Origin of the sequence: Sphingobacterium sp. UBA7625 (assembly GCF_002484085.1) — a bacterium.
Taxonomy (GTDB): domain Bacteria; phylum Bacteroidota; class Bacteroidia; order Sphingobacteriales; family Sphingobacteriaceae; genus Sphingobacterium; species Sphingobacterium athyrii.
Genome location: NZ_DLJD01000062.1, coordinates 56,780 through 73,866, shown reverse-complemented (window position 1 = coordinate 73,866; position 17,087 = coordinate 56,780). Strand labels below are relative to the sequence as shown.

Annotated in this window: 17 protein-coding genes; 8 read left to right on the top strand and 9 right to left on the bottom strand. The window is 40.3% G+C overall.

The window, feature by feature from the left end:
* Positions 1-39: 39 nt before the first annotated feature.
* The 5 genes from B4G94_RS26760 to B4G94_RS26740 form a co-directional block, all read right to left on the bottom strand.
* Positions 40-687 carry an NAD(P)-dependent oxidoreductase gene (locus tag B4G94_RS26760; protein WP_286863150.1) on the bottom strand — a complete coding sequence of 216 codons (648 nt, stop codon included), beginning with the start codon at positions 685-687 and terminating at the stop codon, positions 40-42.
* Positions 688-693: 6 nt separating this feature from the next.
* On the bottom strand, positions 694-1,107 hold the full coding sequence (locus B4G94_RS26755; protein ID WP_108636423.1) for an RrF2 family transcriptional regulator: 414 nt from the start codon (positions 1,105-1,107) through the stop codon (positions 694-696).
* A 118-nt stretch (positions 1,108-1,225) separates the two neighbouring features.
* The gene (locus B4G94_RS26750) at positions 1,226-1,912 is read right to left on the bottom strand and encodes a hypothetical protein (RefSeq protein WP_108636424.1); all 687 of its coding nucleotides are present in this window, start codon (positions 1,910-1,912) and stop codon (positions 1,226-1,228) included.
* A 156-nt stretch (positions 1,913-2,068) separates the two neighbouring features.
* Positions 2,069-4,015 carry a M1 family metallopeptidase gene (locus B4G94_RS26745; RefSeq protein ID WP_286863148.1) on the bottom strand — a complete coding sequence of 649 codons (1,947 nt, stop codon included), beginning with the start codon at positions 4,013-4,015 and terminating at the stop codon, positions 2,069-2,071.
* Positions 4,016-4,109: 94 nt separating this feature from the next.
* Complete coding sequence (locus B4G94_RS26740; protein ID WP_313533208.1) at positions 4,110-4,493, bottom strand: ArsC family reductase; 384 nt, start codon at positions 4,491-4,493, stop codon at positions 4,110-4,112.
* Positions 4,494-4,738: 245 nt separating this feature from the next.
* Between B4G94_RS26740 and fbaA the strand changes: the two genes are divergently transcribed.
* The 4 genes from fbaA (at position 4,739) to B4G94_RS26720 (ending at position 8,529) form a co-directional block, all read left to right on the top strand.
* Entirely contained in the window at positions 4,739-5,818 is a 1,080-nt protein-coding gene (gene fbaA, locus B4G94_RS26735; protein WP_165308845.1) for a class II fructose-bisphosphate aldolase, read from the top strand.
* A gap of 218 nt (positions 5,819-6,036) precedes the next feature.
* The gene (locus B4G94_RS26730; protein ID WP_165308844.1) at positions 6,037-6,711 is read left to right on the top strand and encodes a head GIN domain-containing protein; all 675 of its coding nucleotides are present in this window, start codon (positions 6,037-6,039) and stop codon (positions 6,709-6,711) included.
* A 233-nt stretch (positions 6,712-6,944) separates the two neighbouring features.
* Positions 6,945-7,613 carry a sterol desaturase family protein gene (locus B4G94_RS26725; protein ID WP_286863147.1) on the top strand — a complete coding sequence of 223 codons (669 nt, stop codon included), beginning with the start codon at positions 6,945-6,947 and terminating at the stop codon, positions 7,611-7,613.
* Positions 7,614-7,944: 331 nt separating this feature from the next.
* Entirely contained in the window at positions 7,945-8,529 is a 585-nt protein-coding gene (locus B4G94_RS26720) for a 2,3-bisphosphoglycerate-dependent phosphoglycerate mutase (RefSeq protein WP_286863146.1), read from the top strand.
* A gap of 49 nt (positions 8,530-8,578) precedes the next feature.
* Here the strand turns inward: B4G94_RS26720 and feoB are convergent, their stop codons facing one another.
* From feoB to B4G94_RS26705, 3 genes are all read right to left on the bottom strand, one after another.
* A complete protein-coding gene (feoB, locus tag B4G94_RS26715; RefSeq protein ID WP_286863145.1) occupies positions 8,579-10,762 on the bottom strand; it encodes a ferrous iron transport protein B in 2,184 nt (727 codons plus the stop codon).
* Positions 10,763-10,765: 3 nt separating this feature from the next.
* Positions 10,766-11,014, bottom strand: a complete 249-nt coding sequence (locus B4G94_RS26710) for a FeoA family protein (RefSeq protein ID WP_206531815.1) — start codon at positions 11,012-11,014, stop codon at positions 10,766-10,768.
* A gap of 195 nt (positions 11,015-11,209) precedes the next feature.
* Entirely contained in the window at positions 11,210-11,869 is a 660-nt protein-coding gene (locus B4G94_RS26705; protein ID WP_108636431.1) for a metal-dependent transcriptional regulator, read from the bottom strand.
* Positions 11,870-11,989: 120 nt separating this feature from the next.
* Here B4G94_RS26705 and B4G94_RS26700 point away from each other — a divergent pair, with 120 nt between their 5' ends.
* Positions 11,990-14,302, top strand: a complete 2,313-nt coding sequence (locus B4G94_RS26700) for a TonB-dependent receptor (RefSeq protein WP_286863144.1) — start codon at positions 11,990-11,992, stop codon at positions 14,300-14,302.
* Positions 14,303-14,420: 118 nt separating this feature from the next.
* Positions 14,421-15,509 (top strand): S41 family peptidase, encoded by a 1,089-nt coding sequence (locus B4G94_RS26695; RefSeq protein ID WP_286863143.1) that lies wholly within the window; start codon positions 14,421-14,423, stop codon positions 15,507-15,509.
* A gap of 163 nt (positions 15,510-15,672) precedes the next feature.
* Here the strand turns inward: B4G94_RS26695 and B4G94_RS26690 are convergent, their stop codons facing one another.
* Positions 15,673-16,197 carry a hypothetical protein gene (locus tag B4G94_RS26690; protein WP_108636434.1) on the bottom strand — a complete coding sequence of 175 codons (525 nt, stop codon included), beginning with the start codon at positions 16,195-16,197 and terminating at the stop codon, positions 15,673-15,675.
* Positions 16,198-16,527: 330 nt separating this feature from the next.
* Here B4G94_RS26690 and B4G94_RS26685 point away from each other — a divergent pair, with 330 nt between their 5' ends.
* Together B4G94_RS26685 and B4G94_RS26680 are read left to right on the top strand one after the other, a co-directional pair.
* On the top strand, positions 16,528-16,728 hold the full coding sequence (locus tag B4G94_RS26685) for a hypothetical protein (RefSeq protein ID WP_286863142.1): 201 nt from the start codon (positions 16,528-16,530) through the stop codon (positions 16,726-16,728).
* 6 nt (positions 16,729-16,734) lie between these two features.
* A complete protein-coding gene (locus B4G94_RS26680) occupies positions 16,735-17,031 on the top strand; it encodes a hypothetical protein (protein WP_108636436.1) in 297 nt (98 codons plus the stop codon).
* Positions 17,032-17,087: the final 56 nt, after the last annotated feature.

The window sequence follows — 17,087 nt, the reverse complement described above, 5'->3', positions numbered from 1 at the left end:
AATTTTGTCTAAAATATAAATCAAACGATTGTATAGCTATTAGTAAGCTGCTGTAAAGCGTTTGTTTATAAATTGTTTATTTGCGATCTCGTCAACGATGGCTACAGCAAGATCCTCAACAGATAGTCTCGAACGGCCTTCGTGATCAAATACTGGCGCGTCCAAGCCCGTGCGGTACTTACCAGTTCGTTTACCACCTGCCTGTGGATTCATCTCTATGGCAGGACTGATCATTGTCCATTCAAGTTGGTCTTCTTTACGAATGATGTCCAGGTAATCTGCGGCAGCCAAAGCTCCGGGTTTGATTTCCTGAGGGAAATCTGGTGAATCGACCAGACGATTGCCTTCAATTAACAAACTTCCGGCTCCACCGACAACAATAAAACGTTTCACGCCGGCATCTTTAACAGCCTGTTGAATTGCTAAAGCGCCCTTGGTAAAATCTTCGTAAAGGTTAGGGTTAGTCCAGCCCGCATTAAACGCGGAAATAACGATATCTGTACCTGTCAAAGCGCTTACCAGTTGATCGTGGTTATTAATATCAACTGCTACTTTTGTTATGCTGTCATTCGATGGAATGCCTTCTGTATGGCGAGCGAGTGCAACGACTTCGTAATTCCGGTCAACCAATTCTTTGACAAGATGTGTTCCTACATATCCTGTGGATCCAATTACTGCTACTTTCATGTGTTTTTAATTAAATGTTTTACTAAAATCAGCAAGCGTCATTTTCTCCAAACGTACTACAATATCAGTGTCGACTTCCTGATAAAGATCTTGCAATTTGGCATTGATGTTTTTACCGACAATACAAGCCGGGTTTGGGGTATTGAATTTACCCGATAGCTCATTTTGTTTTGTGCTTTGATAAATGTCTGCAAGGGTGATGTGCTCTTTTTTATTGTTTATGCGAATTCCTCCACCTTTGCCCTCTTTACTGATTAATAAAGCGGCCGCTTTCAGGGAGGAAATTTCCTTGCGGACGACAACAGCGTTTACTTGGATACTTGAAGCGATGTATTCAGAGGAAAGCCATTGTCCGGACTCCTCCAATTGTGCTAGAACCATAATATGTAAAGCTGTTGCAAATCTCAAGTTGTGTAACATCCCGCTGCTGATTTTTTAATTTTGATAACACAAAAGTAATGGAAAAGGCTCTAAACTGAAATAAAAAATATTACAGTTTAGGGCCTTCTGACAATTACGTGATAAAAACGCTTGTTTTTTATTTTTTCTCGTTAAATTTCTTGTAACTATCCATCACGTAGACCCGTAATGTTTCTTGGCTGCTATTTTGGATAAACTTATAAGAGGGTCTGAATCTTTCTTTAAATAAAGCCAGTTCGGATCCGTCAAGTGGTGTTACTTCTTTAATGAGGTTGTCCGTAAACTTACGATCAACCGTTCTTTTTTCCAGTTCCGCGACAAGTAGTTTGTAATTTGAACGGGCCTGTTTTCCTTCCTTACTGAATATACGGCTTGGAGAGATCCGGATTCCGCCGCGGTTTTGGCTGGCATCCGAATATTTTCCGGCGACTTTCTCGCGTTGGATTTCAGCTGCAAGTCTACTATCGGTCATCCGTTCAACAACAACCTGATTCAATTCAATGGGCGTATTTATTCTGTTCAAATAGATTCTTCGCAAGCTCGAATCATATATAAATACCGTGTCCTGTTCGTATCCGGTTGCTTTAATCAAAAGTAGATCATTGATATTGGCATCAATAGCAAATGATCCATCCCTATTGGTCTGAACTTCTACTTTGCTCCGTAAATTCTGGATGTGTGCAGCCTCAATTTTTTCTCCGCTGACAAGCTCCATAATAATACCTTTGGTTTTTTCCTGTGCAAATAGCTGCCCGCTGATCAACATGATAAATAAACAGCTTAGAATCGTTTGTGTGACTTTCATGGGGATAATATATATATACATAAATGAGCTTGTTACCTTCCGTTTTATTCGTCTAGCGCCATGAAACCATTATGAGCAATTTTTTGACGTGTTCATAATGGTCTCCTAACGTAGAATTTCTTTACCAAAATAACGAATAGATTTTGAATTAACGCTCTAATTTGCCTTCCATGTATTATTATCCGGATTCTTGTCAGGCATGACATCGTCAGGATCCAACTGTACGGACTGCAAGGCTTCGTTTGTAGGGATTTTAAACTGCCAAACGTTATTTCTTTCCCAGACTTCCACAGGTAATTTTTTTCTTATTTTTTTGCCCGAAACTGTGGTTGCTTCAACGATAACTGGCATAGGCAATTTTTCCAGGTTTTCTACCGTGACCAACGCTCCTAACATAGGCTGATTGTTGACGTACGAAACGGATTTGATCGCCTGATCCATTTGCCAGTTATTGACAAACCATCCACGCCAAAACCAATTAAGGCTTTCCCCAGTTCCGTTTTCGATCGCTTTAAAGAAATCCTCAGGTGTTGGATGTTTGTAAGCCCATTCCTGAATATATTTTTTGAAGGCGTAATCGAAGCGTTCTTTGCCAATAATCTCATTACGCAATAATTTGAGCCCATAAGCCGGTTTGTAATAAACAAGGGCGCCGATATTGCGTTCCTTCATATTTTGTGGTGTACTCATGATCGGCTCGAGATTTTGCGATGTGAAAATATACGAACGACTGGCCTGCGGACGATGGTACTCACCATTATTGAATTCTTGGGTTGCCAGTTCATTGATAAAGGTATTGAACCCTTCATCCATCCAGCCGTGCTCACGTTCGTTGGACGCTACAATCATAGGAAACCAGTTATGGCCAAATTCATGATTGGTGACTCCCCAAAGGGAACCTGCTTTGGCCTGATTGCCGCAGAAAGACAAGGCGGGATATTCCATGCCACCTACGTTGGAAGCAACATTTACGGCTACAGGATAGGGGTATTCAAACCAATTTTTGGAATAAATTTCGATGGCGGCTTTGGTATATTCTGTCGAACGTTCCCAGGCATTGTTGCTATTGCTTTCTACTGGATAGGCTGATAGGGCAAGTGCTTTTTTTCCGCTTGGTAGATTGATTTTGGCTCCATCTAATATAAAGGCGGTGGAGGAGGCCCAGGCGATATCCTGTGCATTGTTGAGCTGATATTTCCAAGTTAAAGTCTTTTTGTTCGGCCTTGAACTTTTTGCTGTCACTTCTTCGGCTGAGCGAATCAATACCGTTTCATCACTACGTAGCGCAAGCTGATATCTTTTGAACTGGTCTGCCGTAAATACTTCCTGTGGATTTAAAAGTTCACCCCCCAGTACAACGATGTGACTGGCTGGCGCGGTGATTTCGACCTGATAATTTCCGAATTCGCGGTAGAATTCTCCAGGCCCTGTATAAGGCAGCGTGTTCCAGCCTCTAATATCATCATATACACAGAGTCTGGGAAACCATTGTGCGATAGCATAGATTTTACCATTCTTAGTATCCAGGATGCCTGTACGGTCGGCACCATATTGGGGTACTATATATTGATAGGTGATCTTAAAGGTGATTTTTCCACCCTTACTTTTCAGTGCAGCCGGAAGTCGCAGTTGCATACGGGTATCATCTATGATATGCTCTATGGCTTTTCCATTGATATCGGTGACAGACTGAATCTGATAACCACCATCAAATTTTGAGTTCCCGTCGCCATATCGGCTGTTAGTCAATGGGGAAATCAACTGGCCACGTCCATGTTGTGAAAACATATTTTGATCCAATTGCAACCAGAGGTAATCCATGTTGTCAGGACTATTGTTACTATAGGTAATCTCTACTGTGCCGGTTACCTGATCGTTTTGATCATTTAATGATGCCTGTATTTTGTAGTCCGCAGCATTTTGCCAATATCCAGGACCGGGTTTACCGGCCGCAGAGCGATAATCATTTCCATTATTCTTGAAAAACAACGGGGCAAAGGCTTGGGGATAACTATAGTTGGATGTTTTTTCCTGGGAAAAGGACGGAAAAGCATAGCCCAATGCAATAAGGCTGAAAGAAGCCAATGCAAGTCTTTTCATCATATCTGTTCGAATTAAATTACGTTTATTGGTTACAATATACAATCGTTAGTTTGTACTTACAAAAAAAAGCTCCTTTTTAGGGAGCTTGTAACAACTATTTTAAGTTGATTTTATAGTCGTCTTCACTGAATCCGAGCAGAATACCCTTACCATATTCAATCACTGGGCGCTTGATCATGCTTGTGTGTTCTTTAAGTACTTTATTGGCGCTACTGGCGTCGACAACCTGCGCTTGCTCTTCGATTGTCAATTTTTTCCAAGTTGTCCCTTTTTTGTTGACCAAAGACTGCCAGTCCACTTTTTTCTCCCATTCTTTAAGTTTTTCATCACTGACGCCTTCTTTTTTGAAGTCATGAAATTGAAAATCAATCTGATTTTCTTCTAACCATGTTAAGGCCTTCTTTACTGTGTTACAGTTTTTGATACCGTATACCTGTAGCATAATGATTCCAATATTGGTGAGCTCAAATTTAATCAATCCCTGATTTATTTACGGAAGTATCCCGTGTATTTTTTTAACAGAAGAAGCGATGTCCCTGTGGAACGAACTGATTTAATTTCGGCAGTAGACCGGGGTAGGTGTATCGCGATTCCAGCGTTTAGGGTAATAAACAAACTGATAGTGTATTTAGTACACTATAAAAATTAGGAAGTAATAATTATTTTTAATAATTTAGTAGCTTCAAGAGTTAATAAAGATTAAAATAAATCAATAACAGTAATATGAGCCTAAAAGATTTTAAAGGTGTATTGACGGGAGATCAAGTACAAGAGTTGTTTGAAGTTGCAAAGACGCATAAATTTGCTTTGCCTGCGGTAAACATTATCGGAACAAATTCTATCAATGCGGTAATGGAAACTGCTAAAGCAGTAAACTCTCCTGTAATTATTCAATTGTCAAACGGTGGTGCGCAATTCTATGCTGGTAAAACATTAAATAATGATAACTTGCAAGCCTGTGTATTGGGTGCGGTATCTGCAGCACAGCACGTACATTTATTGGCAGAACACTATGGTGTTGCCGTAATTTTGCACACGGATCACGCGGCTAAAAAACTTTTACCTTGGATCGACGGTTTATTGGATGCGGGTGAGAAATTCTTCGCACAACACGGTAAGCCTTTGTTCTCTTCACATATGTTGGATCTATCTGAAGAACCGATCGAAGAAAATATCGAAATTTCTGCAAAATACTTAGCACGTATGAAACCATTGGGTATGACTGTAGAGATCGAATTGGGGGTTACGGGTGGAGAAGAAGATGGTGTTGACAACTCAGATGTGGACAGCTCTAAATTATACACACAACCAGAGGAAGTTGCTTATGCATACGAAGAATTGTCTAAAGTATCTGACAAATTTACCGTTGCAGCAGCATTCGGTAATGTACATGGCGTGTACAAACCGGGTAATGTAAAATTACAACCGGTCATCTTACATAATTCACAAGAGTATATCCGCGAAAAATACAAGCTTACTGCCGAAAAGCCAGTTAACTTTGTGTTCCACGGAGGTTCTGGTTCCTCACCTGAAGAAATTGCAGAAGCTATTTCTTATGGAGCGATCAAAATGAATATCGATACCGATATGCAATGGGCTTTCTGGGATGGTGTGAGAGGTTATGAAGCTAAAAATCACGATTATTTGCAAGGACAGATCGGAAACCCTGAAGGTACTGATTCTCCAAACAAAAAATATTACGACCCACGTGTATGGTTGCGTAAGGGTGAAGAAGCATTTGTTGCTCGCCTGAAAGAAGCATTTGCTGATCTGAATGCGGTAGATGTAAACAGCAAGTTGTAAGCAAAACGAAACATTAATAACGGGGTGTCCTAATTTTTAGGACACCTTTTTTTTGTCAAAATAGGTTAAAAAGAAGTATGAGGATGATGATTGGCGTGTTTTTTGACGACAGAAAATACGGAATAAGTCAATATGCGCACATAGTCACTATAAACAAATTAAGTGAAAATACAGCTGGAAAGGGCATATCAGGTAATCAAAAAACGGATAATATAACTATGAAATTTTTAGGAATCAGTGCGTTTCTTTTGTTAATGACCCAAGTGGGATTTGGGCAGGCTAAACAAAATGTAGGGGATTTTAGTTCGGTAGTCGCGACAGATAAAATACAGGTAGAATTGATCAAGGCCAATGAGTCTCTGGTGACATTCGAAGGGCAGAACTACGAGAATGTGAAGGTGGTCAATACGAATGGTGCTTTAGCTTTAAAAATGAACACGCTAAATATGCTGCAGGGTGGCAATATCTCTGTGAAAGTTTACTACAAAAGTTTGAAAAATGTAGAAGCAAAAAAGGGTGCAAAGGTATTTGCTACGTCAAACAATACTGTGTTGGCTGATCATCTCAAAGTCTACGCTTCCGAAGGTGGTCTTGTCGATCTGCACGCGGAAGCAAAAAGTGCTGAAGTGAAAGTAACTTCCGGTGCAACAATAGCACTTTATGGTAAAGCGGAAAAACAGGAGATTATCTCCAATTTTGGCGGCAAATATGAGGGGAAGGATTTTAAGACGACAACAACTACAGTTACTGTAAACGGGGGTGGAAAGGCTGAAGTCAATGCGGTGGATTCCATCGAAACAAAGACACGTGGTGGCGGTACGATAGACGTCTATGGCAAGCCTGAACAACGCGTTGAAAAGAAAATGGCAGGCGGAACAGTCAACTTTAAATAGTAAACTGTCTTGATTTTGTCAATTTTGACTCTTATGAATTCGCGGTTAAAATGCTGAAAATTTAAGAAAATTAGAGTTAAAAGATCAAATAAAAGGTTTTAAGCTGTAAAGGACGTTAGCAGGTGTTTAACTTTTTTATTGAAAAGGTCAGATATTTTGTTTTTCTAGCCTACACCCTTCTTCATTTGTGCTTAAAATACTTATTTTTGTGGGGGAATAATAAAAATAGTATTATGGCAAAGCGTAATTATGTTTCAAATTCTACGGAATCTACACGCATGTTCAAAAATGACTTTTTAGAGTCGTTGACGAAAGTGCACTGGAGCGTACCTTTGATTTTCTATGTACCCGTAGTTGTTTTCTTTTCATATAAAGCTCTGGTCTGGGGTGATGTTGATCTATTGACATATATTGGTTATTTTGTTTTTGGTTTGGCATTCTGGACAGCATTTGAATATGCATTACATCGTTGGGTATTTCATTTCCACCCGACATCGGAATGGGGGAAACGGATCGCTTTTATCTTTCACGGTGTACACCACGACTACCCTAGAGATCGGATGCGTTTGGTTATGCCACTTTCAGCCAGTATTCCGTTAGCGGCTTTGGTGTATTTTGGATTTACGTTGTTCTTTTCGAATGAATTTATCTTGGCTTGCTTTTTCTCCGGATTTATGGTGGGTTATCTGGTTTATGATGAGTGCCACTACGCCATGCATCACGCAAATTTTAAGAGCGGAATCTTCAAGCGTATTAAGCAACATCACATGCTGCACCATTATTCAGATCCAGAAAAAGGATTCGGTGTGAGTTCGTCCTTATGGGATGAAATCTTGCGCTCAGGTTTTGAGGAAAAAGAACAAAAAAAAGAGTCTTCGACATTAAAAGAAGAAAAAGCATAACGCTTTTTATTAGATCGTATTAGAAAAAAAGCCTTTGGAATTTTTCCAAAGGCTTTTTTTGTGGCAATAATTCCTGCTGCTGAAAAAATAGGGGTGACAAAGCAAAAAAGAGCAGAATTTTTGAGTCGGTTAAAAAAGCAGTTATTCGAAGGAAGTGAAAACATAAAATTTACGCATCACTGAGCTAACAGAATATTTTCCATAAAACAAAATCTGCGATAATGTTATTGTATTTATGGTTAGTGCTGAAACAGAGGAGAATTTAGGTTTCATAATACGAAGCCTATATACATGGTTTAGCTGGCTATTCTTTGAAAAAAATAAATCAGTAATGGCAAAATTATTTTTGGTCCGCCACGGACAGTCGCAATGGAACCTGGAGAACCGTTTCACAGGTTGGCAAAATATTGATATTACAGCTTTAGGACAACTGGAAGCACAAAAGGCAGGAAAAGCATTAGCGAAAGAATCAATTGATATCGCATTTACCTCCACATTAATCCGGGCGCAACATACCTTGCAGATTATTCTGGATGAAATCGGAAAGCCTGATATGCCAATTGTCATAGATGCCGCCTTGAACGAACGGAGCTATGGAAATCTGGAGGGTTTAAATAAAGATGAAACAGCTGTAAAATATGGGGTGGAGCAAGTACATATCTGGCGCAGATCTTTTGATGTCGCTCCCCCAGGAGGTGAAAGCTTAAAAGATACCTATGATCGAGTGATACCCTATTTTGAACATGATATCAAACCAGAATTGGAGGTTGGTAAAAATATACTAATAGTCGCACATGGTAACAGTCTAAGAGCATTGATCATGTATCTGGAGCATCTTTCGCCAGCACAGATACTGGAGCGGGAAATAGCGACCGGAGATCCCATTACTTATCAATGGGATCAGATAATACATTAAGATAACCGTTTTTTTATTAGAATGAATACTCTTAGGTAAGCCCAGTTGATCAGGCAAACAAGGCCCATGCTTTTGTTACAAGGAAACACACGATCAGGCCATAAAATACCGGTAATAAGGTTGCTACCGCTGTCCATTTACGGCTGCCTGTTTCTTTATAAATCGTGTATATTGTTGTACTGCATGGGTTATGCAATAAACTGAAGAGCATCAGATTTACGGCTGTCAGTGTTGTCCATCCTCCGGCATGTAATAGGGCCGAAACTTCGTTTGCGGACCCTTCAAACAATATACCTGACCCAGCACCGACAGTACTGTCACCAACCGCGATCACCGTTAACATTAATATCGTCGGAATAACAATTTCATTGGCTGGGATAGCAACAATATAAGCGAGTAAAATAACGCCGTTCAGACCTATAAACAAACCCATTGGATCGAGTCCATGAATGAGCCATTGTGCTATACTCTGGTCACTGATATGAACGTTGCAAATCAACCATATAATCGCTCCGGCCGGAGCGGCAAAGACGATCGCTCGCCATAAGACGATCAAGGTACGGTCGATGAATGAGGTGTATACAGTTTGAAAAAATCTTGGTGGACGATAGGGTGGTAGTTCCAGCGTGAAGAAGGAGGATTCTCCTCTGAGCAAGGTTTTTGACAAGAACCAGGACGTGAAAAATGTAAATGCAATGCCCAGTATTGCAATAAAAATAACCGCGAACATGGCGACAGATCCTGACCACTTCGCAGGAACCAAGACCCCAAGAAAAAGAGTTGCTATTAAAATCTGCGTCGGCCATCTTCCATTACATAGTGAAAAGTTATTGGTAATAATGGCAATCAACTTTTCACGGGGACTGTTAATGATCCTTGTCGCAACAACCCCCGCGGCATTACAGCCAAACCCCATACTCATGGTCAGTGCTTGTTTGCCATGTGCGCCGGCTTTTTTGAATATACGATCCAGATTGAATGCTACACGGGGGAGATAGCCAAAATCTTCCAATAAAGTAAATAATGGAAAAAAGATGGCCATGGGAGGCAACATGACGGCTATTACCCAGGCGGTAGCCAGATAGATCCCGTCAATTAGAAAACTACTTAACCAAACAGGGAAGTGAAGGTATATGGTCAGCTCCTTTAAAAAAGAATAAACGTGATCCAATAGCAGGTATGATAATAGCTGAGAGGGATAATTTGCTCCGGTAATCGTAAGCCAAAGAATAAACCCGAGAAGCAGGAACATAATTGGGAATCCCCAGATTCGGTGCGTGACAATATGATCTATACTGCGATCCAGGCGAAATGACCGATTGTCGGAGCCAGTAGAAACATGTTCTTTTACGAGCTGACTAGCTTTAGCATAAATCGCTTCAACCAGATCATTTCGATAATGATCTCCAAGTTTGACCCGATATTCGTTTGCGCTATGCAAGAGGGGAGATAAATTTTCATTGTTAATGGAAGGGGACAACCGTCCTTTTTGTAATGCATTAATAATATTTTTATCTTCTTCAATCAATCGCATGGCCAGCCAATTAACATTGGACAGGTTGTTATCCAGCATATGTAAACGTTTTGCGATAGCTGCGACAGCCGTGCCAGTCTGTTTCGCCAGTTGGAAAGATGTTGTTTTTGCTGGTTGAAAGCTGCCGTCTGCTACCTGATGGATGGCTGCTAACAGATCCGAAAGTCCTTCTTTGGTACGGGCACTGGTAGCGATAACGGGAATGCCAAGGTCCTTGGATAGGGTTCGTAGGTCAATTTCTATGTGATGACGTCGTGCCTCATCAATCAAATTGATGCAGAGGACCGCTTTATTGCTGATTTCGAGTATTTGTAGTACCAGACTGAAATTTCGTTGGAGCCTGCTGGCATCAAGGACTATGACTGTGACATCCGGTCTCCCGAATAAAATAAAATCACGGGCAACCTCCTCATCCTCGGATGTCGAGAGTAGGGAATAAGTGCCCGGAAGGTCAATGATTTTAAATTTTTCGCCTTGGTGTGAGTAGCTCCCTTCTGCTCGGTTAACTGTTTTGCCCGGCCAGTTTCCGGTATGTTGTTTTAGCCCGGTCAGTGCATTGAAAATAGAACTTTTTCCTGTATTTGGGTTTCCGGCCAAGGCAATCGTGTAAGCAGAATTTTCCGCATGCGCTCCCCATTGTTTCAGTTTTGACGTTGGATTTAGCTGACAGGTGTCGCAGGCAGTATGTTTTTTCATCATCGTCTATTTATGGGTGATCAATATCTGTAAAGCATCTTCCCGACGCAAAGAAATTAGCGTTCCGTGTATGTTGTAGGCGATCGGATCGCCCAAAGGGCTTATATTTTGCACAGTTATTTCGGTGCCCCTGACAAACCCCAGGTCAAGCAAGCGTTGTCGAATTTCTTGACCGCAGTCCATTGTTATACCGTGGATGTTTGCGCGCTCGTCTTTTTTTAAAAATCCCAATGGTATAGTTTGTTTGTTTTTCATTACTTATTTTATTTTTAGTTTTACTAAATTATAAAATTAGATTATACTAACAAAATATTCCGTGACAAATTTGATCTAACATTGTTCCTGTACGCTTGTACAGATTTATTTTTTTGACATAGATGGCAGTGGAGTCATGGATGCTGGCTCCGGCAAATAGGATGATGTTGAGTAAAAATAGCAGTTAGCTATTTTTTAAGAAATAGGGCGTACAAGTAAGGTTGCTGTTACTTTGCTACTGAGTACTTCTGCGGACCGGCTGTCATAACTAACTGTGATACTGCGGTCAAATGGTTCGATAGCGTGAATCGTTAATGTTGTGCCCAATTCGAGGTTTTTAGAGTTTAGGTATTGTAACAATTCTTTGGAGGAAGGCTGTACCGCCATTAATGTGACCACATTGCCAATTTTACAGGTGTCAAGGAAGATATAGTTCTCCGAACGCATTACACCATTGTGGTCAGGGATTGGTGAGCCGTGTGGGTCTACCGTAGGATATCCTAATAACTGATCCATTTTGGTGAAAAATTCAGGCGAATGGATATGCTCGATCTGTTCGGCAATCTGGTGAACTTCATCCCATGCAAACCCCATTTTTTCAACTAGATACATTTCCGTGAGTCGATGTTTTCGTATAATAAGTGCAGCTTCTTTTTTGCCTTCTTCTGTCAATTTGAGGGGTTTATAACTCTCATAATGGACAAAGCCCTTTTCTGACAGTTTTTTCATCATGCTATTGACCGTTGGCATTTTAATGTCCAGTCGTTTACTGATTTCGTTGACAGTAGCCTCACCTTTTAGGTATGTCAGATTATATAGCGCTTTTAGATAGTTCTCTTCAGTCTGTGATATCATAACGCAAATTTACCAAATATTAGCGGTGTCTAATAGTAAAGTTAGGAATTATTTTGTTAGTATAATCTAACTTCTTAGATTTGCAATTCTAAATTTATATTTAATTAAAATAAAACAATCATGACGGGATTCAGAATTCTCTTAGCAACAGCATTAATGCTGATAGTATTTATTTCCTTTGGGCAAACAGGTCGGGTAACGGGTAAGATTTATGACGGTAATGGGCTCCCGTTGAAATCGGTATCCGTGGTGATTCCTGCACTAAAGATGGGTACGAATTCCAACAATCTTGGACAATTTACATTGGAAAAGATCCCCTATGGTACTTGGGGAGTGGAAGTCAAACATATCGGTTTTAATGTCTATTGCGATTCGATTCGGATCGACAGGATTACTGTGGTCAGGGACATCCGCTTAGACGGTTCCATTTTTTTACTGGATGAAATTGTGGTCACGGGCACAAAAACATTCAAACGAAAAACGGAGAGTCCGGTAATTGTCAATATATTGGATAGTAAAACCTTGGACAATCTACAGGTATGTAATCTTTCTGAAGGGTTGAAGTTTCAGCCGGGCCTGCGGGTGGAAACAGATTGTCAGACCTGTAATTATACACAGCTGCGGATGAATGGGTTACAGGGCGGGTACGCACAGATATTGATTAATGGAAGGCCTATATTTAGCCCTCTGATGGGGCTTTATGGTATGGAGCAGCTTCCTGTCAATATGATCGAAAAGATTGAAGTCGTCCGTGGTGGTGGTTCCTCGCTGTATGGTTCAAGTGCGATAGGGGGTACTGTGAATGTAATTACCAAATTGCCGAAACAAAGCGGTTATGAAATCAATTCTTTTTACCAAAGTATCAATGGAAAGGCAAACGATTTTAACCTCGGTGGAAATGCAACTTTGGTCAACGAAAAAGGCAATTCGGGAACATCTTTTTTCTTCAATAAACGGGATCGGAGTTTTTACGATGCAAATGGGGATAATTTTTCCGAAATCCCTAAAATTGAAAATACCTCACTTGGCATTAATTCATTCTATCGGTTTTCGGACAATCAAAAACTGGAAGTCTCCTTAAGCAATCTGAATGAATATAGATATGGGGGTGAGATGACGAAAAAACCGGCATACCTTACGCTTCAGTCGGAGGAACGTGCCCATAAAATATGGATGGGGAGTGCTGATTATCAGATTAATTTTAATCAAGATAAATCTTCACTGATCTTTTATACAGCTTTTCAAAATACCAATAGAAAACATTATACCGGAATATTTCCGGATAGTCCGGAAGAAATCGAAAATCATCTCAAAAAACCGCCTTATGGCGATTCAAAGACAACCACATTGCAGGGCGGTTTTCAATTGAACCACGAGATCAGCAATTTTTTGAACCATCGGAATGTGCTGACCGTCGGAACGGAATATGTGTCTGACAAGGTTTACGATGAAATTCCGAGTTATAACTATTTGGTCGATCAGCATACGAAAGATTGGGGAAGCTTTTTTCAGAGTGACTGGGACTTTGCGGACAAATTTAACCTGTTATCCGGTGTTCGGGTGGATAAGCATAATCTATTAGACAAAGCGATCGTCAGCCCGCGTGTGGCACTTTTATATAAGCATGCGCCCAATACGCAGTTCCGTTTAAGTTATGGAACAGGTTTTCGGGCACCACAGGCATTTGATACAGATCTTCATATCGCCTTCGCTGGTGGTGGAGTCTCTCGTGTTCAATTAGCTCCTGATCTTCGGGAAGAGCGATCAAAGAGCTTCAGTGGCTCCTTAAACTACGACAAAGCTACGGAAAAATGGATTGCGGGTTTTACATTGGAAGGATTCTATACGCATCTGAAAGATGCCTTTGTACTCGAGGAAATCGGTACGGACGAGTTTGGTAAGGTGTTTGAAAAACGCAATGGAAATAACGCGAAGGTAGCAGGGACTACATTGGAATTGCGTGCCAATTATACTAAAAAGGTACAACTGGAGACAGGCTTTACTTTGCAACAGAGCAAATATGAAAATCCTGTGTCTTATCTGGAAGGTGTTGAAGCGATAAAATCATTCTTGAGAACACCAGATGACTATGGTTTTGCAAACCTGAATATTACACCTAATAAGCGCTGGACGGTCAATCTGAACTATGTGTACACAGGTAAAATGAAGATTGCGCATGCTGGCGGTGCAGACAATTTTCGGGAAGATCAAATGGTTCATACAAAAGCATTCTCAGAGGTAAATAGTAAAGTGTCGCATACTTTTAGTCTGTCAAAATTTAAAAATATGATCGAAGTCTATGCTGGGGTGAAGAATATTTTTAATGCTTACCAACATGACTTTGATACAGGTAAAAATCGGGATAGCAATTACATTTATGGTCCTAATATGTCCCGAACTTTCTTTGTTGGATTAAAGATAAAGACCCCTTAAGTAAATTGACAAGTGCATTATACCGGATTTGTGCTAAATATTTCAATCTTGTTACGCTTAGGGAAATATTTTTATACTAATTTGGTGCTACCTCAGTAGAGCAATTATTAATAGCAAGATGCAAAAGAAAATACTATTTTTTTTACTGATTTTAACCAGTTTCGTTGTGCCGTCCTATGCCCAGAACTCATCGGTGAACCAGCTTGCCAATGCATTTTTAGATACTGTCGAGCGGCATGCTTATCGTGGATCGTTGATCAAATGGGATTCTATCCGGCCAGTTTTTATTGAAGAGACAAGGACAATATCGGATATTAATGCATTGGAACCTCATTTTAAAAAAATCTTAAGTCAATTGAAGGATGGTCATTCCGGACTTTTTTTTGAGAAAGCTGATCAAAATAAGGAGGCTGAACAGGAATTATTTGTAAGAATGGCCGGTATGACCGATAAGGAGGCTGGTTTTCCACCCAAAGTTTTTAGTCATTTTATGACGAAAGACCAATATGCCTATATTCGGATCCCAGCGGTAGTTTATGAGCAACGAAAATATGTGGATACCATCGGAATACAACTGAAAGAGCTGGATGCCCAGCTGCCAAAAGGCTGGATCATTGATCTGACAGAAAATGATGGTGGAAGTATTTTTCCGATGATCTGGCATTTTGCCGATTTGATAGATGTGGACAGCACTTATTCGGTTGTGGATAGAGCGGGTGTTGAATCCAAACAAAATGTACGAATGAATAATCAGAATGATGAGGATCAAAAATGGGCCAAGTTATTTGATCTGGAATACGATAAGGTGCCACCTATTGTTATAAAAAATAAAAATATACCTATTGTGTTATTGGTCAGCCGGTTTACTTCGAGCTCGGGCGAATTTTTTGCGGCGCATTTTAAAGGCCAGAAAAATGCGACTATTATGGGGCAGACGACAGGTGGTTATACTTCCGCTAATGATCAATTCGCGGTTGGAAATAACTACACGATTAATTTGACAACCGGTGTCATTAAAGACCGTACAGGAAAGCTCTATGGGATAGGAGAAGGGATCAAACCCGATGTTCCTTTGGCGATTGATTTTGCTAAAGTCTTGGGAATCCCCGAGATCATTACTTTCGACCAGCTTAGAAAGGCTGTGAAAGAAGCAACTCCAGTGTATAGACAATTGGCTACTGACTATCTGAAAAGACAGGAGTTATAAAGACGTACTTTGCTGTCAGTACGGGAAGTTCTGATATTTAAAATAATACAAAGAAGACAAAATACTATAGGAAGAATGCGGTATTGAGACGCGAGAATAGTAAAACAAAAATCCTGCTGGGGAATATCTTCAGCAGGATTTTGTGTTTCTGGATATATTTTTTTTATTTCAATACAAATTTGAAACCTAATGAGAAACGGGATGGTTCAAAGTTAGAACCATGTGATAAGTTCCACCATGGTTTCCAGTCAAAATGCATTGCCAATGGTGCTGAAGGAATTCTGAACTCCAGGCCCAATGCTGGACGGATAGCAAAAAAAGTTTCGGTATCACCATCTTTCCAGTGGTAGTCATCGTCCCAGTAGCCGTGCCATTTGCCATAGTCAACAAAAGACACTTGTGGTCCCACACCGACATACCATGATAAACCACGTGTTCCAGCGATACGTTGGTTGTAGGAATAATCTACTCCGACAACCGTGATGTTGTCGCCAAATAATACCTGTGCATTTCCGGCATCATTGCCGCCAAAATTGTGTTTGATCTGTGGGCCGTATAATGTTGGGCCATCACCGACGTCAATGCCAAGGCCAAGAGCTGTACGGTAAGGAGTTTGTGCGTTTGCCTGTTGGTTAACGGCAAATACAAGTGCAAAAAGTGTCAGAAAAGGTAGAAGTACTTTCTTCATGATATTTTAAAAAATGTTAGCGTTAAGTTTTCGAATTGAAAACTTTCGCTGTTTAAACAAATACTCTGCCAATAATGATTATTTGTAGTTTTTTGGCTACTTTTATTTGTTAACTTTTTTATTTTAAGTGTATTATTTTTTTTACTTCATCTTGGGCCTTGATGATGATGATTTCTTAGTTCGGTATTTATATAGAAATCTAATGCTTACGGATTCAAACTCAAATTGCCGAAACGATATCTGCGGGAGCGTTGTTTATCTTATACATACATGGCGGTTTAACCTATTTAAAAATAGGTGTATGGCAGTAAAAAATCAAATATTTTTAAGATGGAACATATTCAAATCAATAGGAAAAAAATAGAGCAATGGCTTGCGGAGGGCTATGACGTGCTGCAAGAAGGGAAGCTTTTAAAAGTTGAAGGCGACCTGCCCGAGTTTTTGGAACAATTTGATGACAAAGCTGAGCCAAAGACTTACTTGCTAAAAGAATTGGTCACATGGCCTGAAGAAGAGCTTAAAAAACTGTAAGGAAATATGGAACAAATGAAAATAGCATCGGAAAAGATCGTTCCGATAGATTTTGATGCGGAGGAACTACCCGTAGAAATTAGGGAATTGCGCCCCGTGGTTTTCAGAGAGGAAACATCGTATTGGTGCTTATTGGGGCCAGATCCACATCGGGGAATTTTTGGAAACGGCGAATCAGTAGCCGATGCACTGGAGGATTGGTTGGTAAACCTTAGGAAGCGTTTAAAACAATCGGATGAAAACGACGAAGTACTAAACTATATCCGGGATAGCCTAAATGCATCTAATCGCGATGTTTGGTAAACTCATTTTTCGTGTTGCATATATTTAAAAAATACCAGTGGTTAGCGCTTATTATT